The sequence below is a fragment of the Streptococcus gwangjuense genome, assembly GCF_003627155.1.
GTDB classification, from domain to species: domain Bacteria; phylum Bacillota; class Bacilli; order Lactobacillales; family Streptococcaceae; genus Streptococcus; species Streptococcus gwangjuensis.
This window is the reverse complement of sequence record NZ_CP032621.1, coordinates 1031786-1054438: the sequence shown is the minus strand read 5'-3', so window position 1 is coordinate 1054438 and position 22653 is coordinate 1031786. Positions and strand designations below refer to the sequence as shown.

The following is a 22653-nucleotide window of genomic DNA, read 5'->3' as shown; positions in this document are numbered from 1 at the left end:
ATACAGGAAAAATCAAGGTTTGAAGGCTATTTATCCAGCAGTCAAGCTTTGATTTTTTTACAGTCTGCAATAGATTTTCATCCCTTATTTGTGGTATAATGGAACGATACGATAGAAAGAATAATGAACAATATGACTGATTTAAAAGCAATTCAGGCTCGAAGTCTGGAGATGGCTGAATATTTTGTGGCTTTTTGTAAAGAACATGATTTGCTTTGTTATCTTTGTGGTGGAGGTGCTATTGGTGCCCTTCGAAACAAGGGTTTTATTCCTTGGGATGATGATTTAGATTTTTTTATGCCCCGTAAGGATTATGAAAAATTGGCAGAATTATGGCCTCGTTATGCAGATGAACGTTATTTCTTGTCAAAGAGTAACAAGGATTTTGTCGACCGCAATCTTTTTATTACCATTCGTGACAAGGAAACCACCTGTATCAAACCTTATCAGCAGGATTTGGATTTGCCACATGGTCTGGCGTTGGATGTTTTGCCTTTGGATTATTATCCTAAAAATCCAGCTGAGCGGAAAAAGCAGGTTCACTGGGCCTTGATGTATTCTCTTTTTTGTGCGCAAACTATTCCAGAAAAGCATGGTGCCATCATGAAATGGGGAAGTCGCATCTTACTCGGCCTGACTCCAAAATCTCTACGTTATCGCATTTGGAAAAAAGCTGAAAAAGAAATGACCAAGTATAGTCTAGCTGAGAGCGATGGAATCACGGAATTATGCTCGGGTCCTGGTTACATGAGAAACAAGTACCTAATCGAATCTTTTGAGGATAATCTTTTCTTGCCATTTGAAGAGACAGAGATGCCCATTCCAATCGGCTATGATGCCTATCTCAGCACTGCTTTTGGAGACTACATGACACCTCCACCAGCGGACAAGCAAGTACCGCATCATGACGCCATTATAGCAGATATGGACAAGAGCTACACAGAGTACAAGGGAGAATATGGTGGCTAAGAAAAAAATATTATTTTTTATGTGGTCTTTTTCTCTCGGGGGTGGAGCAGAGAAGATTCTGTCGACAATTGTTTCAAATCTGGATCCAGAAAAGTATGATATTGATATTCTTGAAATGGAGCATTTTGACAAGGGGTACGAATCTGTGCCCAAGCATATAGGCATTTTAAAATCCTTTCAAGATTATCGCCAAGCCAGATGGCTACGAGCACTTTTGTGGAGAATGAGAATTTATTTTCCAAGACTGACTCGTCGCTTGCTTGTAAAAGATGACTATGACGTTGAAGTTTCTTTTACCATTATGAATCCTCCACTTTTGTTTTCTAAAAGAAAAGAAGTCAAGAAAATCTCTTGGATTCATGGAAGTATCGAAGAATTTCTTAAGGATAGCTCCAAAAGAGAATCACATAGACGCCAGTTGGATGCTGCGGATACCATTGTAGGAATTTCGAATAAAACCAGCAATTCTATCAAGGAAGTCTATCCAGACTATGCTTCGAAATTACAGACGGTCTACAATGGATATGATTTTCAGAGTATTCTAGAAAAATCTCAAGAGAAGATAAATATCGAGATTGCGCCTCAAAGTATCTGTACTATTGGACGGATTGAGGAAAATAAGGGTTCTGACCGCGTGGTGGAAGTGATGAGGTTATTACACCAAGAGGGAAAAAACTATCATCTCTATTTTATCGGGGCTGGTGATATGGAAGAGGAACTGAAAAAACGCGTCAAAGAATATGAGCTTGAAGACTATGTACATTTCCTTGGTTATCAAAAAAATCCATACCAGTATTTGTCTCAGATGAAAGTTCTCTTGTCTATGTCTAAACAAGAAGGTTTTCCTGGAGTGTATGTGGAAGCCTTGAGTCTGGGACTTCCTTTTGTCTCTACCGATGTCGGAGGGGCTGAGGAATTATCCCAAGAAGGACGATTTGGACAAATCATTGAGAGCAATCAAAAGGCAGCTCAGGCAATTACGAACTACATGACCTCTGCCTCAAACTTCGATGTTAATGAGGCTAGCCAATTCATTCAACAATTCACAATTGCCAAACAAATCGAACAAGTAGAAAAACTATTAGAGGAGTAGCATGGAAACTGCATTAATTAGTGTCATTGTGCCAGTCTATAATGTGGCGCAGTACCTAGAAAAATCGATAGCTTCCATTCAGAAGCAGACCTATCAAAATCTGGAAATTATTCTTGTTGATGATGGTGCAACAGATGAAAGTGGTCGCTTGTGTGATGCAATCGCTGAACAAGATGATAGGGTGTCAGTACTTCATAAAAAGAACGAAGGCTTGTCGCAAGCACGAAATGATGGAATGAAGCAGGCTCACGGAGATTATCTGATTTTTATTGACTCGGATGATTATATCCATCCAGAAATGATTCAGAGTTTATATGAGCAATTAATTCAAGAAGATGCGGATGTTTCGAGCTGTGGTGTCATGAATGTCTATGCTAATGATGAGAGCCCGCAGTCAGCTAATCAGGATGACTATTTTGTCTGTGATTCCCAAACATTTTTAAGGGAATACCTCATAGGTGAAAAAATTCCTGGAACGATTTGCAATAAGCTAATCAAGAAAGAAATTGCAACTGCCCTATCCTTTCCTAAGGGATTAATATACGAAGATGCCTATTATCATTTTGATTTAATCAAGTTGGCTAAGAAGTATGTGGTTAATACTAAACCCTATTATTACTATTTCCATAGAGGGGATAGTATTACAACTAAGCCTTATGCAGAGAAGGATTTAGCCTATATTGATATCTATCAAAAGTTTTATAATGAAGTTATGAAAAACTATCCTGACTTGAAAGAGGTTGCTTTCTTTAGACTGGCTTATGCCCACTTCTTTATTCTGGATAAGATGTTGCTAGATGATCAGTATAAACAGTTTGAAGCCTATTCCCAGATTCATCGTTTTTTAAAAGGCCATGCCATTGCTATTGCTAGGAATCCTATTTTCCGTAAGGGCAGAAGAATTAGTGCTTTGGCTCTATTCCTAAATATTTCCTTATACCGATTCTTATTGCTGAAAAATATTGAAAAATCTAAAAAATTACATTAGAACGGGGGTGAGCGAGTGATTGATGGAAAACGATTGTTATTTAGTTTGACCATAGTCAGCTACGCCTTGACGCTAGTAAGTGGAATTGTGTATTTGTTTAATAATAACAATGTTAGCTTGCTTTCTACTTTATTGTTCTTACTGGTTAGTAGCTTAATTGCTTGTTGGAACGATATCAAGTATTATATCATTCATTTTATTTTCTTTTTAACCATTTTTGTCTTTTTGGTATCAAGGCCAACCATTGATTATTTTAGAGATGGTGCTTTGGATACCTATCATCCGATAGCCTATCGTTTTGCCTTTATAGTTGTCATGGTTTCGATTCTGGGCTTGACGACAGGAGGCATCCTGGCTCGTTATTTTATAGCTAGGAAGCAAATTAAAGTACCCAAGATAGGAAGTTCTCTAAAAGAGGTTTATATCAAGCGGTTGCGCTTTGTATCGCTAGGAGTTTTTCTTCTAACCTATCCTTTCTATTTCATTCGGTTATTTGAACGGCTCCTGTATCGCTTGCAGACTTCCTACTATGCCTACTATGCAAATTTTGAAAGTAAACTGCCCTATTTTACCTACATTTTGTCTACCTTTACGGTCTATGCAATGTGTATGTATCTGGCAACCAAGCCTAAGAAATTGCAGGCTACAGCAGTGCTTGTCTCCTTTATTGCAGCTAATACCATTCATTTGGCAATCGGGACACGAAATCCCTTTATTTTAAGTATTTTATTTGCTTTTGTTTATTACTTTATGCGGGAGCAAACTGAAAAAGGAAAATGGATTGGGTTTAAAGAAAAGTTGGCGATTTTTGTAGGTTCTCCTATTCTCATGTTGGCGATGGGAGTGCTCAATTATGTACGGGATAATGTCCAAGTTTCCCATACAGGATTTTGGGATATCCTGCTTGATTTTATCTATAAACAAGGGACTAGTTTTGGTGTTCTGGCACGAGGTTTTCTATTTAACAGTAGCCTACCTTACCGAGATTTACGCAATTTTACTTTTGGGCCTGTTATTGATTATTTTGCAAGGGGGAGTTTGGGAGCCATTTTCGGAGGAAAAGCCTTTGAACATACAACCAATAGTGTGGAACTAGCTATTGATAGTAATAGTTATGCCCATAATCTATCCTATCTTGTCTTGAACAAGGAATACTTGAAAGGACATGGTATCGGAAGTAGCTATATTATGGAGTTGTATACCGACTATGGTATGATAGGAGTCTTTCTACTTAGTCTCTTACTTGGTGTATTGTTTATAGCCATGTTGCAAGCAGCCTATCGCTCAAGAACAATCCTATTTGCCTTGTCTTTACTCATCTTGAATAATCTATTCTTTATGCCAAGAAGTAGCTTTTCAGAAAGTTTCTTCAGTTTATTTACAATGCAATTCTGGGGAATTGTTCTTGTGATTATATTCGTAGCAAAAATGCTTACAAAAGAAAACCAGTATCTACTAAACAAAGGAGAAAAAAATCATGTTTGAACATTATTCAGTAGCTGATTTATTTGCGAATCTTTACAAAAAACGAAAAGCAAATATTCTAGCTCTTATCACTTTATTTGCTATCATTGCTGTACCATTTACAATTAAAGCAGTTAAGAATAAAAACACTGTCAAAGACACAACAAGTTATTCAACTTATATCAGCTATAAAATTACACCTCCGGAAGATTCAGCCAAAACGATTTTGAATCATCAAATTGGTGGGTATAGTGATTTTTATGGGAAATTAATTGAAGGGAATTTAAATGGAGCTTATCTTTTCAATGATGTAGAACCGAGTGAGTTGAAAAAAATTGCCAGTGAATTGGATACGACAGAGTCAACCTTGAAAAATTCTACAAGCGACTATTGGTGGAAAAAATTGACCGTCTATTATATGATTGACGATGCAGGGGTTGGTGTGAAAATTTTGACACCAAGTAAAGACGCCAATGACTTGTTAGAGAAAAAGATTGATGCACTGGTTGATAAATTTAAAAATACCTATGCAAACGTGAAAATTGAAAAATTGGAAACCATCAACTCTAAAGAATTGAACGCAAACGGTGAGACAGCGCTTGGATTAAATGTGAAGAATCTGATTCTTCGTTTAGCAATTATTGGAGTTGTCTGTGTGATTTTGGTTGTGATGGGAAATGTATTGGTTTATCTCTTTAACCCAACAATCAATAGAGCAAGTGATTTTTCTCAATATCAAATTGATTTTGTGACAGAGATTACAACAATGGCTAATCTAGCAGATGTCTTGTCATACAAAAACTCTGGTCAAGAGTTGACTATCGTTAGCTCAAATAAAGCTATCCTAGATAAATTGAAACAAAATCAAGAGGTTTTAAAAGGAATTCATTTTGTAGATTTACAGGACGTACCATCTCTTTTAGAAAGAGATACAGTCCTTCTTGTTGAAGAATACGGAGTAACTCGTTATAAGAAATTTGAGCAAAGTCTTCAAATTCTTCGAAACTTAAATCGTTCTATCCTCGGTGTAGCAACCTTTAAATTATAAGCATTCTGATATATTATGTATTAAAAGTTGGACAAGAGGTTTGCTTTTGAGGCCCTATAATGTTTGTAGCGGGTAAATCCCCTATATATATTATGGAGCCTATTTTGTTGTCTTGCTTGAAAATCGGGTAGTCACTAAGACTTCTTTAGTAAAGAAAAATTAACAAATCCGATATATTTTTAACCAAAAGAATGGTAAGAAGCTAATTGAAAAGACTTCTATGATAGATATCAATCATTAACATTCAATTTTTTTACAACAATCATACTGCAACTAAATAATTAAGTCTCTGACAATTTTGTATTGTCAATCCCAACTGGAGTTATTTGTTTTTTATGATATAGTTTGCCTTGATTCAAGTCCAATAAATTTTATTTGAAACGCTCAAAAAGTTAGTTTTTAATCTTAAATATTGAGGGATTTGAGTTCTAAAAATGGTCAAGAATAAGTAAAAACTAGTTGTTAAAAACAAAAGGCTTATTTTAGCTAACTTTATGATATAATGAAAAACGAGGTAAATTGAATGAAAAGTATAAAATTAAATGCTCTATCTTATATGGGAATTCGTGTCTTAAATATTATTTTTCCCATCCTAACTGGAACCTATGTCGCGCGTGTCTTGGACCGTACTGACTATGGTTACTTCAACTCTGTCGACACAATTTTGTCATTTTTCTTACCCTTTGCGACTTATGGGGTCTATAACTACGGTTTACGGGCCATCAGTAATGTCAAGGATAACAAAAAAGATCTGAATAGAACCTTCTCTAGTCTTTTTTATTTGTGCATAGCTTGTACGATTTTGACCACCGCTGTCTATATCCTAGCCTATCCTCTCTTCTTTACAGATAATCCAATCGTCAAAAAAGTCTACCTTGTTATGGGGATTCAACTCATTGCCCAGATTTTTTCAATCGAGTGGGTCAATGAAGCTCTGGAAAATTACAGTTTTCTCTTTTACAAGACTGCCTTCATCCGTATCCTGATGCTGGTCTCTATTTTCCTGTTTGTCAAAAATGAACACGATATTGTTGTCTATACACTTGTAATGAGTTTATCGACATTGATTAACTATCTGATTAGTTATTTTTGGATTAAAAGAGACATTAAGCTTGTTAAGATTCACATAAGTGATTTTAAACCGCTCTTTCTCCCTCTAACAGCCATGTTAGTCTTTGCCAATGCCAATATGCTCTTTACTTTTTTGGATCGTCTCTTCCTCGTTAAAACAGGGATTGATGTCAACGTTAGTTACTATACCATGGCTCAGCGAATTGTGACCGTTATAGCTGGGGTTGTAACAGGAGCTATCGGAGTGAGTGTACCTCGTCTCAGTTACTATTTGGGTAAAGGAGACAAAGAAGCCTATGTTTCTCTGGTTAACAGAGGAAGTCGAATCTTTAACTTCTTTATCATTCCACTCAGTTTCGGACTCATGGTTTTAGGACCAAATGCTATCCTACTTTATGGTAGTGAAAAATATATCGGAGGCGGTATCTTAACCTCTCTCTTCGCTTTTCGTACGATTATCCTGGCACTGGATACCATTCTTGGTTCTCAAATTCTCTTTACAAATGGCTATGAAAAACGAATCACAGTCTATACAGTCTTTGCAGGATTACTCAATTTGGGCTTAAATAGTCTCCTCTTTTTTAACCACATCGTGGCTCCTGAATACTACTTACTGACAACTATGCTATCAGAGGCCTCTCTACTTGTTTTCTATATCATTTTCATCCATAGAAAACAGCTCATCCACTTAGGACATATCTTTAGCTATACCGTTCGATACTCGCTCTTTTCACTTTCCTTTGTAGGAATCTACTTCCTTATTAATTTCTTGTATCCTGTGGATATGGTCATTAATTTGCCATTTTTGATTAATACTGGTTTGATTGTCTTGCTATCAGCCATCTCTTATATTGGACTACTTGTCTTCACCAAAGATAGCATTTTCTATGAATTTTTAAACCATGTCCTAGCCTTAAAAAATAAATTCAAAAAATCTTAGGAGTTTAAAATGAAACAACTTAGCATTGAAGATGCCAAACAAATTGAATTAGAAATTTTGGATTATATTGATACTCTCTGCAAAAAGCACAATATCAACTATATTATTAACTACGGTACTCTGATTGGGGCGGTTCGACATGAGGGCTTTATTCCTTGGGACGACGATATTGATCTGTCCATGCCTCGAGAAGACTACCAACGATTTATAAACATTTTTCAAAAGGAAAAAAGCAAATATAAGCTCCTTTCCTTAGAAACTGATAAGAACTACTTTAACAACTTTATCAAAATAACCGACAGTACGACTAAAATAATCGATACTCGAAATACAAAAACCTATGATTCTGGTGTTTTTATCGATATTTTCCCTATGGATCGCTTTGATGATCCTAAGGTCATTGATACTTGTTATAAACTAGAAAGCTTCAAACTTCTGTCTTTCAGTAAACAGAAAAATATTGTCTATAAAGATAGCATTATAAAAGATTGGATACGAACAGCCTTTTGGTTGCTCCTTCGCCCTGTTTCTCCTCGTTATTTCGCACATAAAATCGAGAAAGAAATTCAAAAATATAGTCGTAAGAATGGGCAGTACATGGCTTTTATCCCTTCTAAATTTAAGGAAAAGGAAGTCTTTCCAAGTGCTACCTTTGATAAAACAATTGATTTACCCTTTGAAAATTTAAGCCTTCCAGCACCTGAAAAATTTGATACTATTTTGACACAATTTTATGGAGATTATATGACACTACCACCAGAAGAAAAACGCTTCTACAGTCATGAATTTCACGCTTATAAATTGGAGGATTAGGATGCAATATTTAGAAAAAGAAGAAATTAAAGAAATTCAACTAGCCCTGCTAGACTATATTGATGAAACTTGTAAGAAACATGATATTCCTTATTTTCTAAGTTATGGAACCATGCTTGGAGCTATCCGCCACAAAGGTATGATTCCATGGGATGATGATATTGATATTTCTCTCTATCGTGAAGATTATGAGCGTTTACTGAAGATTATTGAGGAAGAAGATCATCCTCGCTATAAGGTTCTTTCTTATGACACCTCTTCTTGGTACTTCCATAATTTTGCATCGATTTTAGATACTTCTACCGTTATCGAAGACCATGTTAAGTACAAACGTCATGACACCAGTCTCTTTATCGACGTCTTTCCAATTGATCGATTTACAGATTTGAGCATTGTCGACAAGAGTTATAAGTATGTGGCCCTTCGTCAACTAGCTTATATCAAAAAATCACGCGCAGTTCACGGTGACAGCAAATTAAAAGATTTTCTTAGATTATGTAGCTGGTACGCTCTCCGATTTGTCAATCCGAGATACTTCTATAAGAAAATAGATAAGTTAGTTAAGAATAGTGTTGTAGAACAGCCGAAATATGAGGGAATGGTTGGAGTTGATAAAGAGGGAATGAAGGGTGTTTTCCAAATAAATACTTTCAAAGAGTTAATCTTAACAGAGTTTGAGGGAAGAATGTTACCAATTCCTAAAAATTATGATGTCTTTTTAACCCAGATGTATGGGGATTATATGACACCACCATCAAAGGAAATGCAAGAATGGTATAGTCATAGTATTAGAGCTTATCGCAAGATAGAGAAGTAGCACAGGCTTATAAGAGAGCGAATCTTTTGGTTGTTTATTTTGGAAAATCAGGACAGTACAATTCATATACAAAGCTTGATATGAAAATGGGTTAAAATTATGTTTTATAGAAATGATAAAGGAACGTGTGACATACAATGAAGAATTTAAAGAAAAGAAAATTAATATTATTTATCTTTCTCATATGTACTTTAATTATAGCTACCAAATTATCATCAGTCGATGCGGATACCATTTCCGCAGGGGGTGGTAATCGAATCCATTTTATTAATTTAAAATCTAAGTCAGGGAGTGATGCTATTCTCTTAGAAAGCAGAGGACACTTTGCTTTAATTGATATGGGTGAGGATTATGATTTCCCAGATGGAAGTAACCCACGTTATCCAGATAGGTGGGGAATAACCATGGACAATGACCAAGTTTTAGAGGATCGATTGTTCCGTCATTTGAAACAAGTTGGTGTTAAAAAGCTAGATTTTATCTTGGGCACTCATGTCCATAGTGATCACATTGGTTCTGCAGATGAAGTTCTTAAACGTTTTCCTGTTGATAGATTTTACTTAAAACGATATGCTGATGAACGTATTACAACAAAATGGAGATTGTGGGATAATCTTTTTAATTATGATAATGCGGTTAATACTGCTAGAGAACGAGGAGTAAAATTGATACAAGATATCTCAGATACAGATAGTCATTTTACTTTGGGTTCCATGGATATTCAGCTATATAACTATAAAAATGAGTATGATAGCAATGGAAATCTAAAAAGGGTATTTGATGATAATTCCAACTCAATTGTAGCAGTTGTGAAAGTGGCAGGTAAGAGAATCTATTTGGGTGGTGACTTGGATAATGCTGAGGGAGCAGAAGATAAGTTAGGTCCTGTAATTGGTAAAGTAGATATGATGAAATGGAATCATCACTATGATGCTAACATTTCTAATACAGTTAACTTTATTAATAATTTATTACCAAGTATTGTTGTTCAGACAAGTGGATCAGATATTAATCGTGAATCTACTAGGACTCTACTACGAGAAAAGAATATAAAAATAGTAAAAGCTTTTAGTCATACAAAAGATGCGACTGTTTTTGATATAGATGAAGAAGGGTTTACTGATGTTTCGAAAGTTTTCCCCGATATACCGACGGTTAGAGAAAAATGGTATAAAGAAGAAGGTTACTGGAAATATCGCTTGTTCGATGGAGAAATGACGATTGGTTGGCGAAAAATAGACGGTGTTTATTATTTCTTTAATGGAAAAGGACAAATGCAAGCTGGCAAATGGTTGCATTTGAAAGATTCTAGAGAAAAGCTTGATGGAAATTGGTATTACCTAAACAACAATGGAGGCATGCAAGAAGCCGGTTGGTTTAAGAAAGACGGTTTTTGGTACTATATTACCTCTACAGGGGCTCGGAAATATAATGAATTAGTGGAGATTTCTGGACAAAAATATTTATTTGATAAAGAAGGAAAAATGTTAACAGGATTGCACGAGTTTAACGGCAAAAAAATGTTCTTTGCTACTAATGGTGCCCTTCAATCTAATGGGAAACCTTCTAGTTGGAAAAAAGTGTTAGGAAAATGGTATTATTACGATGAGAATGGAGTCCCTTCACTTGGTAAAAAAATTATAAATGGAACAACTTATTTCTTTAATCAAGAAGGTGTTATGCAAACTGGCTGGGTGTTGGTAGATAGTCACTGGAACTATTATGAAGCATCTGGAGCGATGCAAACTGGCTGGATTAAAGATAAAGATATATGGTATTATTTAGACAAAGATGGTATCATGTTAACCGGAAAACAAGAAATCAGTGGAATTCGTTACTATCTAAACACAAGTGGAGCGATGCAAATTGGTTGGAAATTAATGGATAAGAACTGGTATTACTATTCAAGTTCTGGTGCGATGAAGATTGGCTGGGTTAAGGATAATGAAAAATGGTACTATTTGGACAAAGAAGGTATCATGCAGACTGGTGCCCATACGATTAGTGGATTGCGTTATTTTTTGAGTACAAGTGGAGCCATGCAGACTGGTTGGCAGAAACTTGAGGAGAACTGGTATTTTTATTCTGATTCAGGAATTGGTCAAACAGGTTGGCTAAAAGATCATGATAAGTGGTATTATCTTGAAGCTAAGGAAGGCACTATGTTGGTTGGCCTCAATCAAGTAGATGGCAAGCAATATTACTTTAGTGCGTCTGGAGCCATGCAGACTGGCTGGAAATGGTTTGATAATCATTACCGTTACTTTGAATCAAATGGAGCCATGAAAACTGGTTGGATAAAAGACAAAGGCGTCTGGTATTATCTAAATCCTGAAGATGGCATTATGTTGGTTGACCTCAATCAAGTAGATGGCAAGCAATATTACTTTAGTGCGTCTGGAGCCATGCAGACTGGCTGGAAATGGTTTGATAATCATTACCGTTACTTTGAATCAAATGGAGCCATGAAAACTGGTTGGATAAAAGACAAAGGCGTCTGGTATTATCTAAATCCTGAAGATGGCATTATGTTGGTTGGCCTTCATAAAGTCAATGGTAATCAATATTACTTTGAAGAATCAGGAGCTATGCAAATAGGTTGGAAACAGGTTGATGGTAATTGGTACTATTTCCAAGCTGATGGTTCTTTATTGAAGAATGCAACAACACCTGATGGTTATAAAGTTAATGAAGAAGGTGTATGGAAACAAGTAGTTACTGTTGATAAGAATCCAAATCAATCTAGAAACAAACAGGAAACGTCTACTTTGACTGATAAATCAGAAAATATGAATAAGGAAGATAAACAAGAAAAACAAAAAGAAATGAACTCTTCTAATTCAGAAAAACAAAAAGAGGACTCAATTGTAGATCAAAGTATTTCCAACAAGAAATCAAAGGAATAATGAGAAAATCCCCTGCTAGTAGAATAGTCTATTAGCAGGGGATTATTTTAATTTCTTTTAATATTAGCAAGTGCAAGATTGAGTTCATAGTGGAGTGTTTTATCTTTGGTAAGAAATAGCGTCAAGAGATAATAAATACCGCAAGTCGCAACAGTCGCGAGAACCATGAGTACCATATTGAAGTTGACTGTATAAGAGTTGATTTGGAAAAGGAATTTAAACGCTAAGTAGATTGGAATAAATCCGAGCGATACAATAGTATAGCGTGTTAAGGTAATAAAGATTTCTTTTAAATCAAGCAACTTATGTTTCTTGATAAAGTAAATTTCCAGTAGAACAACTACAGTTTCTGCAATAATAGTAGTAGCAATGTAGTACTCTGGTGCAAAAATATTATTGAAATACAAGAGACTGTTGAATAGGATATTAGCTCCATCACCAAGGAAGTAAAAGGCTGTTAAACGATTTTCGTGGTCGTTGATGAAGATAATTTGTTTACCAAGGATTAATTCAATGGCCCAAATGATAGTACGAAAAGCGAAGACACTAGTCACAATACCTGCTTCGAGGTATTTTTCAGGAGAGTAGATGACTGCTGCGTAGTTTCCTAATACCATAATCCCAATACTGGTTGGAATGATAAGGAAATAAAAGAGGGAAGCACCTTGATTCAGAAGATTTTTATAAGATTCGTAGTCTTTCTTACCGAGATAGTAGCCGAGACGTGGAATACTGATGTTGATAGTTCCACTCAAGACACTGGCAATCAACATAACGATGCTGGAAGCAATGGTGTAATAAGAAATGTAGTTTTCATCAATAGTTTGTTCGTACTGTTTTTGAGCTTGTTTAGCTAGGTATAAAATCTTCTTATAGCCACAATTCTGTCTTCTTTTAGGGAAACCGTTACAGATAAAGGGAGCTTTGTCGAGTAGAGGACAAGGAAGGTTATCGCATGTAGACTCTCGGACTGTCTGTTTCGTTTGACTTCTTTGGAAACAGTAGTTTTGTCTTTTAGAATGGATTGTCAGGTAGCTTTGAAGGTTTCCCCGCGCTCTAAGCTTAATTGGATATCGTTACGGTCTGAAAGGGTAAGATGTTTATATTTTGTCATAGTGAGCCTTATTTCTAACTCAAACGTCTCACACTGAATTCCACCATAAAAATCCGTTTTAGACTAATTTCCACTTCGGTCAGGCAAGTGGAAGTTACTTTGAGAAGTTACCCTAGGGAAAATCTATCCCGACAGAGGAGCCTTCTTTTGATAAAATCGTAAAAATCTAGTATAATAGATAGAACTGAAAGTATGAGGTTACTAGCAATGAAAATGAAACAAATCAGTGATACAACTTTAAAAATCACGATGTCTTTAGAGGATTTGATGGATCGAGGAATGGAGATTGCTGACTTTCTCGTTCCTCAAGAAAAAACAGAAGAGTTCTTTTATGCTATCTTGGATGAGTTAGAGATGCCTGATAGCTTTCTAGATACAGGTATGTTGAGCTTTCGTGTGACTCCAAAACCTGATAAGGTAGATGTCTTTGTAACCAAATCAAAGATTGACCAAAATCTAGATTTTGAAGACTTATCGGATTTACCAGATATGGAAGAATTGGCTCAAATGTCGCCTGATGAATTTATCAAAACCTTGGAAAAAAGCATCGCAGACAAAACCAAGGATGATATTGAAGCCATTCAATCTCTAGAGCAAGTAGAAGCCAAGGAAGAAGAGCAGGAGCAGGTTGAACAAGAAGCTGAAAGCAAGAAAGAGCCTTACATCTACTACATCCTTTCTTTTGCTAAGTTGGCTGACTTGGTGTCTTTTGCCAAAACAGTGACTTTTGAGATGGAAACTTCTGAACTCTACAAGATGAACGAGCGCTATTATTTGACCATTTTAGTAGATATTGAAAATCATCCAAGTCCATATCCAGCTTGGCTGTTGGCTCGTATGCGCGAGTTTGCGGACGATAGTGACATCAGTCGCTCAGTCTTGCAAGAGTATGGCCAAGTCTTGATGAATCACGATGCAGTGCTTAATCTGCAAAAAATCGGATAATCATTTCTGGAAAGCTATTTCTAGATTATAAGAAGAACGAATCGTTTGATTCGTTTTTTCTTTTCTATACTGAAATAGTGAATTACTATGATAGGAATTTTCACAAAATTCTGTTATAATGGCTATAATAGAAAATTTCGAGGAGACAAACATGACAGTTAAAATTGCTTTACTAGGATTTGGTACCGTTGCAAGTGGTGTGCCTTTCCTCCTAAAGGAAAATGGAGAAAAAATCAATCAATCGGCACATTCAGATATTGAAGTTGCTAAGGTATTGGTCAAGGACGAAGATGAAAAGAACCGCTTGCTTGCAGCAGGGAATGACTTTAACTTTGTAACCAATGTGGATGACATTTTGTCAGATCAAGACATTACGATCGTAGTGGAATTGATGGGGCGTATCGAACCAGCTAAAACCTTTATCACTCGTGCCTTGGAGGCTGGCAAACACGTTGTGACTGCTAACAAGGACCTTTTGGCTGTCCATGGTGCAGAATTGTTAGAAATCGCTAAAGCTAATAAGGTAGCACTTTACTATGAAGCAGCAGTAGCTGGTGGGATTCCAATTCTTCGTACCTTGGCAAATTCCTTAGCTTCTGACAAAATCACTCGTGTGCTTGGTGTAGTCAACGGAACTTCCAACTTCATGATGACCAAGATGGTGGAAGAAGGCTGGTCTTACGATGATGCTCTTGCGGAAGCACAAAGACTAGGTTTTGCAGAAAGTGACCCTACAAATGACGTAGATGGGATTGATGCAGCCTACAAGATGGTGATTTTGAGCCAATTTGCCTTTGGCATGAAGGTTGCCTTTGACGATGTGGCTCACAAGGGAATCCGCAACATCACACCAGAAGATGTAGCTGTGGCTCAAGAGCTTGGTTATGTAGTGAAATTGGTTGGTTCTATCGAGGAAACTCCTTCAGGTATTGCTGCAGAAGTAACTCCAACCTTCCTTCCTAAAGCGCATCCACTTGCCAGTGTGAATGGCGTAATGAACGCTGTCTTTGTAGAATCTATCGGTATTGGTGAGTCTATGTACTACGGACCAGGTGCGGGTCAAAAACCAACTGCAACAAGTGTTGTAGCAGATATTGTCCGTATCGTTCGTCGCCTGAATGATGGAACCATCGGTAAAGACTTCAACGAATACAACCGTGCATTGGTCTTGGCAAATCCAGAAGATGTTAAAGCAAACTACTATTTCTCAATCTTAGCTCCAGATTCAAAAGGTCAGGTCTTGAAATTGGCTGAAATCTTCAATGCCCAAGATATTTCCTTCAAGCAAATCCTTCAAGATGGAAAAGAAGGTGACAAGGCGCGTGTCGTTATCATCACACACAAGATTAATAAAGCCCAACTTGAAAATGTCTCAGCTGAATTGAAGAAGGTTTCAGAATTCGACCTCTTGAATACCTTCAAGGTGCTAGGAGAATAAGATGAAGATTATTGTACCTGCAACCAGTGCCAATATCGGGCCAGGTTTTGACTCGGTCGGTGTAGCTGTAACCAAGTATCTTCAAATTGAGGTATGTGAAGAACGTGATGAGTGGTTGATTGAACACCAGATTGGCAAATGGATTCCTCATGACGAGCGTAATCTCTTGCTCAAAATCGCTTTGCAAATTGTACCGGACCTGCAACCAAAACGTTTGAAAATGACCAGTGATGTTCCCTTGGCGCGTGGTTTGGGTTCTTCCAGTTCAGTTATTGTAGCTGGGATTGAATTAGCTAACCAACTTGCAAATCTTAATTTAACTGATCACGAAAAACTGCAGTTAGCAACTAAGATTGAGGGACATCCTGACAATGTGGCACCCGCCATCTATGGTAATCTCGTTATTGCAAGTTCCGTTGAAGGGCAAGTTTCAGCTATTGTAGCAGACTTCCCAGAGTGTGATTTCCTAGCCTACATTCCAAACTATGAATTGCGTACTCGAGACAGCCGTGGTGTCTTGCCTAAGAAATTGTCCTATAAGGAAGCTGTTGCAGCTAGTTCTATCGCCAATGTGGCGGTTGCGGCCTTGTTGGCAGGAGACATGGCGACTGCTGGGCAAGCAATCGAGGGAGACCTCTTCCACGAGCGCTATCGTCAGGACTTGGTGAGAGAATTTGCGACGATTAAGCAAGTAGCCAAAGAAAATGGTGCCTATGCAACCTACCTTTCTGGTGCTGGGCCGACAGTTATGGTTTTGGCTTCTCATGACAAGATGCCAACGATTAAGGCTGAATTGGAAAAGCAACCCTTCAAAGGAAAACTGCATGACTTGAAGGTTGATACCCAAGGTGTTCGTGTCGAAGCAAAATAAAGAATAGAAGATAGGATGGGGAAACTCTCGACCAGAGGGCTTCCTATCCTTTTTTTGAAAAGAAGTCTAGTTAAAAACTTGATAAAGGAGAAATAAAGATGGCAGAAATTTATCTAGCAGGTGGTTGTTTTTGGGGTTTAGAGGAGTATTTTTCACGCATTTCTGGAGTGCTAGCAACCAGTGTTGGCTACGCTAATGGAAAAGTCGAAACGACCAATTACCAGTTGCTCAAGGAAACAGACCATGCAGAAACGGTTCAAGTGATTTACGATGAGAAAGCAGTGTCACTCAGAGAAATTTTGCTTTATTATTTCCGTGTTATTGATCCATTATCAGTCAATCAACAAGGGAATGACCGTGGTCGCCAATATCGAACTGGGATCTATTATCAGGATGAATCAGACCTACCTGCTATCTATACAGTGGTGCAGGAGCAGGAGCGCATGCTTGGGCGAAAGATTGCAGTGGAAGTGGAGAAACTACGCCATTACATTCTGGCTGAAGACTACCATCAAGACTATCTTAAGAAGAATCCTTCAGGTTACTGTCATATCGATGTGACGGATGCTGAGAAGCCCTTGATTGATGTGGCAAACTATGAAAAGCCTAGCCAAGAGGTGTTAAAGGAAAGCTTAACTGAAGAGTCCTATCGTGTCACCCAAGAAGCTGCTACAGAGGCTCCATTTACCAATGCCTATGACCAAACCTTTGAAGAAGGGATTTATGTAGACATCACGACAGGTGAGCCACTCTTTTTTGCCAAGGATAAGTTTGCCTCAGGTTGTGGTTGGCCAAGTTTTAGCCGTCCAATTTCCAAAGAGTTGATTCACTACTACAAGGACCTGAGTCATGGAATGGAGCGAATCGAGGTTCGTTCTCGGTCAGGAAATGCTCACTTGGGTCATGTTTTCACAGATGGACCGCGTGAGTTTGGTGGCCTCCGTTACTGTATCAATTCTGCTTCCTTGCGCTTTGTGGCCCAGGATGAGATGGAAGAAGCAGGATATGGCTATTTATTACCTTACTTAAACAAATAAAACAGAGAGGGTGGGTGCTTCCCACTTTCTTCATTTCCAGAATACGAATAGAAGGGATTTATGAAACACCTATTATCTTACTTTAAACCCTACATCAAGGAATCAATTTTAGCACCCTTGTTCAAGTTACTAGAAGCTGTGTTTGAGCTCTTGGTTCCCATGGTGATTGCTGGGATTGTTGACCAATCCTTGCCCCAGAAAAATCAAGGTCATCTCTGGATGCAGATTGGTTTGCTCCTTATCTTTGCAGTAATTGGTGTTGTAGTGGCCTTAATAGCCCAGTTCTACTCAGCTAAGGCTGCGGTGGGTTTTGCCAAGGAATTGACAAACGACCTCTATCGTCATATTCTTTCCTTGCCAAAGGACAGCAGAGACCGTTTGACAACTTCTAGCTTGGTGACTCGCTTGACTTCGGACACCTACCAGATTCAGACTGGGATTAATCAATTCCTGCGTCTCTTTTTGCGAGCGCCTATTATCGTTTTTGGTGCCATTTTTATGGCTTATCGAATCTCAGCTGAGCTGACTCTCTGGTTTTTGGTCATGGTTGTGATTCTGACAATCGTTATTGTAGGCCTTTCTCGGTTAGTCAATCCTCTCTACAGCAGCCTGAGAAAGAAAACGGATCAACTAGTTCAGGAAACACGCCAGCAAATACAAGGGATGCGGGTTATTCGTGCTTTTGGTCAAGAAAAACGAGAGTTACAAATTTTTCAAACCCTTAACCAAGTCTATGCTAGATTACAAGAAAAGACAGGTTTCTGGTCTAGTTTATTAACACCTCTAACCTATCTGATTGTTAATGGAACCCTCCTAGTCATTATCTGGCAGGGATATGTTTCTATTCAAGGAGGATTGCTCAGTCAAGGGGCCCTCATTGCCCTTATCAACTATCTCCTACAGATTTTGGTGGAATTGGTCAAATTAGCTATGCTAATCAATTCTCTCAACCAGTCCTATATCTCTGCTAAGCGAATCGAGGAAGTCTTTGCTGAGGCTCCAGAGGATATCCATTCAAAATTAGAACAAAAGCAAGCTACCAGTGATCAGGTTTTACAAGTTCAAGAACTGACCTTTACCTATCCTGATGCGTCCCAGCCTTCTCTGAGAGACATTTCCTTTGATATGAAGCAAGGGCAAATCCTTGGTATTATTGGGGGAACGGGTTCTGGTAAATCAAGCTTGGTGCAAGTCTTACTTGGTCTTTATCCAGTAGACAAGGGGAGCATTGACCTCTATCGAGATGGGTCTAGTCCTCGTAATTTAAAGCAGTGGCGGTCCTGGATTGCCTATGTGCCCCAAAAAGTCGAACTTTTTAAGGGAACTATTCGTTCCAACCTGACTCTAGGTTTAGATCAAGAAGTAACTGATCAAGAACTCTGGCAGGCCTTGGAAATTGCGCAAGCAAAGGATTTTGTCAGTGAAAAGGAAGGGTTCTTGGATGCCCTAGTTGAGGCAGGAGGGAGAAATTTCTCAGGAGGACAAAAACAAAGACTGTCGATCGCTCGAGCAGTCTTGCGCCAAGCCCCTTTTCTCATCCTAGATGATGCTACCTCCGCGTTGGATACCATTACGGAGTCCAAGCTCTTGAAAGCTATCCGAAAGAACTTACCAAATACAAGCTTAATCTTGATTTCTCAACGAACCTCGACTTTACAGATGTCTGACCAGATTCTCCTCTTGGAAAAAGGTGAGCTTTTAGCTATCGGCAAACACGAGGACTTGATGAAATCCAGTCAAGTCTATCGTGAAATCAATGCATCTCAACATGGAAAGGAGGACTAGCATGAGACGACAAACTGCAAACCAGACGCTCAAACGTTTGGCCAAAGATTTAGCAAGCCATCCTTTCCTCCTTTTCTTAGCCTTTCTAGGAATTATTGCTCAGGTTGGTTTATCAATCTACCTACCTATCTTGATTGGGCAGGTCATCGACCAAGTCCTAGTGACTGGTTCATCATCAGTTTTTTGGCACATTTTCATTCAGATGATTTTGGTGGTCATAGGAAATACTCTCGTTCAATGGGTCAATCCTCTCCTCTATAATCGCCTAATCTTCTCTTATACTAGAAACTTGCGAGAGCGAATCATCCATAAGCTCCATCGTTTACCGATTTCTTTTGTAGACCGGCAAGGCAGTGGAGAAATGGTCAGTCGTGTAACCACGGATATAGAACAGTTGGCAGCTGGCTTGACCATGATTTTTAACCAATTTTTCATTGGCGTCTTGATGATTTTGGTTAGTATTCTAGCCATGCTCCAAATTCATCTCCTCATGACCCTCTTAGTTTTGCTGTTGACGCCACTATCTATGGTAATCTCACGCTTTATTGCTAAACGCTCCTATCATCTATTTCAGAAGCAAACAGAGACAAGGGGAATTCAGACTCAGTTAATTGAAGAATCGCTGAGCCAGCAGACCATTATCCAGTCTTTTAATGCTCAGGCAGAATTTATCCAAAGGCTGCGTGAGGCTAATGACAACTACGCAGGCTATTCTCAGTCAGCTATCTTTTATTCTTCAACGGTCAATCCTTCGACTCGTTTCGTCAATGCACTGATTTATGCCCTTCTAGCTGGAGTGGGAGCTTATCGTATCATGATGGGGTCCACCTTGACCATCGGGCGTTTAGTGACCTTTTTGAACTATGTCCAGCAATACACCAAACCCTTTAACGATATTTCTTCAGTGCTAGCTGAGTTGCAAAGTGCTCTCGCTTGCGCAGAGCGTGTTTATGCTGTCTTAGAAAGTCCTGAGGTGGCTGAAACAGGTAAGGAAGTCTTGACCAGTGACCAGGTTAAGGGAGCAATTTCCTTTAAACAGGTCTCTTTTGGCTACAATCCTGAAAAGATCTTGATTAAGGATTTATCTATTGACATCCCAGCTGGCAACAAGGTAGCTATTGTTGGCCCGACAGGTGCCGGAAAATCAACCCTTATCAATCTCCTTATGCGTTTTTATCCCGTTAACTCGGGAGATATCTTGCTGGATGGGAGATCCATTTATGACTATAGTCGTGCTTCTCTTCGACAGCAGTTTGGCATGGTGCTCCAAGAAACCTGGCTCAAGCAAGGGACCATTCATGACAATATTGCCTTTGGGAATCCTGATGCCAGTCGGGAGCAGGTGATTGCTGCTGCCAAAGCAGCCAATGCCGATTTCTTCATCCAACAGTTGCCGCAGGGTTACGATACCAAACTGGAAAATGCAGGTGAATCTCTCTCTGTCGGTCAGGCTCAACTTTTGACCATTGCGCGTGTCTTTCTGGCTATTCCAAAGATTCTTATCTTAGACGAGGCGACTTCTTCTATCGATACACGGACAGAAGTATTGGTTCAGGATGCCTTTGCCAAGCTCATGAAGGGACGTACAAGTTTTATCATCGCCCACCGCTTGTCAACCATTCAAGATGCGGATTTGATTCTTGTCTTGGTTGATGGTGATATTGTTGAGCATGGTAATCATCAGGAACTAATGGCTAGAAAGGGCAAGTATTACCAAATGCAGCAAGCTGCAGCTTTTAGCTCTGACTAATCATTTCTACTTTAAAATCTTATGGACAAAAAAAGTTGCCTTAGGGTGACTTTTTTGTTACAATAGCTAGAAAAATTATTCACTTTAAATTGTATTTTAGAAAAGGAGCCTATAATGAAAGTCTTTCAGCATGTAAATATCGTGACTTGTGACAAAGATTTCCATGTTTATCTAAATGGAATCTTAGCTGTTAAGGATTCTCAAATCGTCTATGTTGGTCAAGAGAAGTCAGAGATTTTAGAGCAAGCTGAGCAGATTATAGACTATCAGGGAGCCTGGATCATGCCTGGTTTGGTCAATTGCCATACCCATTCTGCTATGACAGGCTTGAGAGGGATTCGAGATGATAGCAATCTCCATGAATGGCTCAATGACTATATCTGGCCTGCAGAAGCAGGATTTACTCCCGACATGACTACCAAGGCGGTCAAAGAAGCTCTGACAGAGATGCTCCAGTCAGGAACAACAACCTTTAATGATATGTATAATCCCAATGGTGTGGATATTGAGCGGATTTATCAGGCAGTGAAAGCTTCCAAGATGCGTTGTTATTTCTCACCGACCCTCTTTTCTTCAGAGGGTGAAACAACTACTGAGACCATTGCTAGAACACGAGCCATCATCGAGGAAATCTTAGGATATAAAAATCCAAATTTCAAGGTCATGGTAGCTCCACATTCTCCTTATAGCTGTAGTAGAGACTTGCTGGAAGAAAGCTTGGATATGGCAAAAGAGTTGAATATTCCTATCCATATCCATGTGGTGGAGACCAAGGAGGAGTCGGGAATTATCCTGAAACGATACGGCAAACGCCCCCTCGCTTTTCTAGAAGAACTGGGTTACTTAGAGCATCCGTCTGTATTTGCTCACGGGGTCGAATTAAACGAGAGAGAAATTGAACGCTTGGCAACTTCTCAAGTGGCTATTGCCCACAATCCTATCAGTAACCTCAAACTGGCATCAGGAATTGCTCCAATTATCCAGCTCCAAAAAGCGGGAGTGGCTGTGGGAATTGCGACAGATTCAGTTGCTTCCAACAACAACCTTGATATGTTTGAGGAAGGACGGACAGCCGCTCTCCTACAGAAAATGAAAAGTGGGGATGCCAGCCAATTTCCTATCGAAACAGCTCTCAAGTCACTGACAATCGAAGGGGCTAAGGTTCTAGGAATGGAACATCAGGTAGGAAGTTTGGAAGTCGGCAAGCAGGCAGATTTTCTCGTTATTCAACCACAAGGGAAAATCCATCTTCAACCCCAAGAAAATATGCTCTCTCACCTAGTCTATGCTGTTAAATCCAGTGATGTTGATGATGTTTATATCGCTGGAGAACAGGTTGTTAAGCAAGGTCAAGTCCTGACAGTAGAACTTTAGAAGAAAAATCACGAAAAAATTTTAAAAAAAGTTTGCAAAAATCTTGCATTCTTTTTTTGACTATGCTATACTTATATACGGTTTGAAAAAACTGCCTAAGACAGTAGGGGAGCTCGACTCATAAGTATCCTACCGAGGACAAAACGTATCATGTAAAAAGAAGCGTATTGTACTTTCGTGTCTAGGTTTGGGCGCGTTTTTCTTTTGAAAAATTTCCCCAAGCAAAATAA

17 protein-coding genes, 1 pseudogene and 1 other annotated feature are annotated in these 22653 nt (G+C 38.6%); of the genes and pseudogenes, 16 read left to right on the top strand and 2 right to left on the bottom strand.

The genetic code is table 11. The features are described from left to right. Window positions 1-123: 123 nt before the first annotated feature. The 9 genes from D7D53_RS05235 (at window position 124) to D7D53_RS05195 (ending at window position 12109) form a co-directional block, all read left to right on the top strand. Window positions 124-969 (top strand): LicD family protein, encoded by an 846-nt coding sequence (locus tag D7D53_RS05235; RefSeq protein WP_120770343.1) that lies wholly within the window; start codon window positions 124-126, stop codon window positions 967-969. Beyond that, window positions 959-2062 (top strand): glycosyltransferase, encoded by a 1104-nt coding sequence (locus D7D53_RS05230; protein ID WP_120770342.1) that lies wholly within the window; start codon window positions 959-961, stop codon window positions 2060-2062. Before D7D53_RS05235 ends, D7D53_RS05230 begins: the two co-directional genes overlap by 11 nt. 1 nt (window position 2063) lies before the next feature. Continuing rightward, window positions 2064-3050: a glycosyltransferase family 2 protein gene (locus D7D53_RS05225; protein WP_120770341.1), complete on the top strand. Its 987-nt coding sequence runs from the start codon at window positions 2064-2066 to the stop codon at window positions 3048-3050. A gap of 15 nt (window positions 3051-3065) precedes the next feature. Beyond that, a complete protein-coding gene (locus D7D53_RS05220; RefSeq protein ID WP_120770340.1) occupies window positions 3066-4535 on the top strand; it encodes an O-antigen polysaccharide polymerase Wzy family protein in 1470 nt (489 codons plus the stop codon). Continuing rightward, window positions 4528-5562 carry a teichoic acid biosynthesis protein TarQ gene (gene tarQ, locus D7D53_RS05215; RefSeq protein ID WP_120770339.1) on the top strand — a complete coding sequence of 345 codons (1035 nt, stop codon included), beginning with the start codon at window positions 4528-4530 and terminating at the stop codon, window positions 5560-5562. Before D7D53_RS05220 ends, tarQ begins: the two co-directional genes overlap by 8 nt. Window positions 5563-6085: 523 nt before the next feature. After that, window positions 6086-7573 carry a type IV teichoic acid flippase TacF gene (gene tacF / locus D7D53_RS05210; protein WP_120770338.1) on the top strand — a complete coding sequence of 496 codons (1488 nt, stop codon included), beginning with the start codon at window positions 6086-6088 and terminating at the stop codon, window positions 7571-7573. Window positions 7574-7582: 9 nt separating this feature from the next. Beyond that, window positions 7583-8386: a LicD family protein gene (locus D7D53_RS05205; RefSeq protein ID WP_120770337.1), complete on the top strand. Its 804-nt coding sequence runs from the start codon at window positions 7583-7585 to the stop codon at window positions 8384-8386. Window position 8387: 1 nt separating this feature from the next. Beyond that, on the top strand, window positions 8388-9203 hold the full coding sequence (locus tag D7D53_RS05200; protein WP_120770336.1) for a LicD family protein: 816 nt from the start codon (window positions 8388-8390) through the stop codon (window positions 9201-9203). Between the two features lie 137 nt (window positions 9204-9340). After that, window positions 9341-12109 carry an MBL fold metallo-hydrolase gene (locus D7D53_RS05195; RefSeq protein ID WP_162927873.1) on the top strand — a complete coding sequence of 923 codons (2769 nt, stop codon included), beginning with the start codon at window positions 9341-9343 and terminating at the stop codon, window positions 12107-12109. A gap of 47 nt (window positions 12110-12156) precedes the next feature. On the opposite strand, the gene D7D53_RS05190 is transcribed toward D7D53_RS05195, so the two are convergent. Next, on the bottom strand, window positions 12157-12882 hold the full coding sequence (locus tag D7D53_RS05190) for a polysaccharide biosynthesis protein (protein ID WP_120770856.1): 726 nt from the start codon (window positions 12880-12882) through the stop codon (window positions 12157-12159). 36 nt (window positions 12883-12918) lie between these two features. Then, a pseudogene (locus D7D53_RS05185) lies at window positions 12919-13223 on the bottom strand (helix-turn-helix domain-containing protein); the annotation flags it as partial. A 207-nt stretch (window positions 13224-13430) separates the two neighbouring features. Here D7D53_RS05185 and mecA point away from each other — a divergent pair. From mecA to D7D53_RS05150, 7 genes are all read left to right on the top strand, one after another. After that, entirely contained in the window at window positions 13431-14168 is a 738-nt protein-coding gene (gene mecA, locus D7D53_RS05180; RefSeq protein ID WP_120770335.1) for an adaptor protein MecA, read from the top strand. 151 nt (window positions 14169-14319) lie between these two features. Next, window positions 14320-15606, top strand: a complete 1287-nt coding sequence (locus tag D7D53_RS05175) for a homoserine dehydrogenase (protein ID WP_120770334.1) — start codon at window positions 14320-14322, stop codon at window positions 15604-15606. Window position 15607: 1 nt separating this feature from the next. Next, a complete protein-coding gene (gene thrB / locus D7D53_RS05170; RefSeq protein ID WP_120770333.1) occupies window positions 15608-16477 on the top strand; it encodes a homoserine kinase in 870 nt (289 codons plus the stop codon). A gap of 98 nt (window positions 16478-16575) precedes the next feature. After that, entirely contained in the window at window positions 16576-17514 is a 939-nt protein-coding gene (gene msrB / locus D7D53_RS05165) for a peptide-methionine (R)-S-oxide reductase MsrB (protein WP_120770332.1), read from the top strand. 60 nt (window positions 17515-17574) lie between these two features. After that, entirely contained in the window at window positions 17575-19299 is a 1725-nt protein-coding gene (locus tag D7D53_RS05160) for an ABC transporter ATP-binding protein (protein ID WP_120770331.1), read from the top strand. Between the two features lies 1 nt (window position 19300). Continuing rightward, on the top strand, window positions 19301-21049 hold the full coding sequence (locus D7D53_RS05155; protein ID WP_120770330.1) for an ABC transporter ATP-binding protein: 1749 nt from the start codon (window positions 19301-19303) through the stop codon (window positions 21047-21049). Window positions 21050-21163: 114 nt separating this feature from the next. Further along, a complete protein-coding gene (locus tag D7D53_RS05150) occupies window positions 21164-22423 on the top strand; it encodes a TRZ/ATZ family protein (RefSeq protein WP_120770329.1) in 1260 nt (419 codons plus the stop codon). Window positions 22424-22499: 76 nt separating this feature from the next. Beyond that, window positions 22500-22635: a sequence feature (ribosomal protein L10 leader region), on the top strand. The last annotated feature ends 18 nt before the right edge of the window (window positions 22636-22653 follow it).

Bases quoted from the DNA above. Each gene is read 5' to 3' on its own strand.
- D7D53_RS05235 (WP_120770343.1), top strand. From the start codon at position 124: ATGAACAATATGACTGATTTAAAAGCAATTCAGGCTCGAAGTCTGGAG.
- D7D53_RS05230 (WP_120770342.1), top strand. From the start codon at position 959: ATGGTGGCTAAGAAAAAAATATTATTTTTTATGTGGTCTTTTTCTCTC.
- D7D53_RS05225 (WP_120770341.1), top strand. From the start codon at position 2,064: ATGGAAACTGCATTAATTAGTGTCATTGTGCCAGTCTATAATGTGGCG.
- tarQ (WP_120770339.1), top strand. From the start codon at position 4,528: ATGTTTGAACATTATTCAGTAGCTGATTTATTTGCGAATCTTTACAAA.
- tacF (WP_120770338.1), top strand. From the start codon at position 6,086: ATGAAAAGTATAAAATTAAATGCTCTATCTTATATGGGAATTCGTGTC.
- D7D53_RS05205 (WP_120770337.1), top strand. From the start codon at position 7,583: ATGAAACAACTTAGCATTGAAGATGCCAAACAAATTGAATTAGAAATT.
- D7D53_RS05200 (WP_120770336.1), top strand. From the start codon at position 8,388: ATGCAATATTTAGAAAAAGAAGAAATTAAAGAAATTCAACTAGCCCTG.
- D7D53_RS05195 (WP_162927873.1), top strand. From the start codon at position 9,341: ATGAAGAATTTAAAGAAAAGAAAATTAATATTATTTATCTTTCTCATA.
- D7D53_RS05190 (WP_120770856.1), bottom strand. From the start codon at position 12,882: ATGTTGATTGCCAGTGTCTTGAGTGGAACTATCAACATCAGTATTCCA.
- mecA (WP_120770335.1), top strand. From the start codon at position 13,431: ATGAAAATGAAACAAATCAGTGATACAACTTTAAAAATCACGATGTCT.
- D7D53_RS05175 (WP_120770334.1), top strand. From the start codon at position 14,320: ATGACAGTTAAAATTGCTTTACTAGGATTTGGTACCGTTGCAAGTGGT.
- thrB (WP_120770333.1), top strand. From the start codon at position 15,608: ATGAAGATTATTGTACCTGCAACCAGTGCCAATATCGGGCCAGGTTTT.
- msrB (WP_120770332.1), top strand. From the start codon at position 16,576: ATGGCAGAAATTTATCTAGCAGGTGGTTGTTTTTGGGGTTTAGAGGAG.
- D7D53_RS05160 (WP_120770331.1), top strand. From the start codon at position 17,575: ATGAAACACCTATTATCTTACTTTAAACCCTACATCAAGGAATCAATT.
- D7D53_RS05155 (WP_120770330.1), top strand. From the start codon at position 19,301: ATGAGACGACAAACTGCAAACCAGACGCTCAAACGTTTGGCCAAAGAT.
- D7D53_RS05150 (WP_120770329.1), top strand. From the start codon at position 21,164: ATGAAAGTCTTTCAGCATGTAAATATCGTGACTTGTGACAAAGATTTC.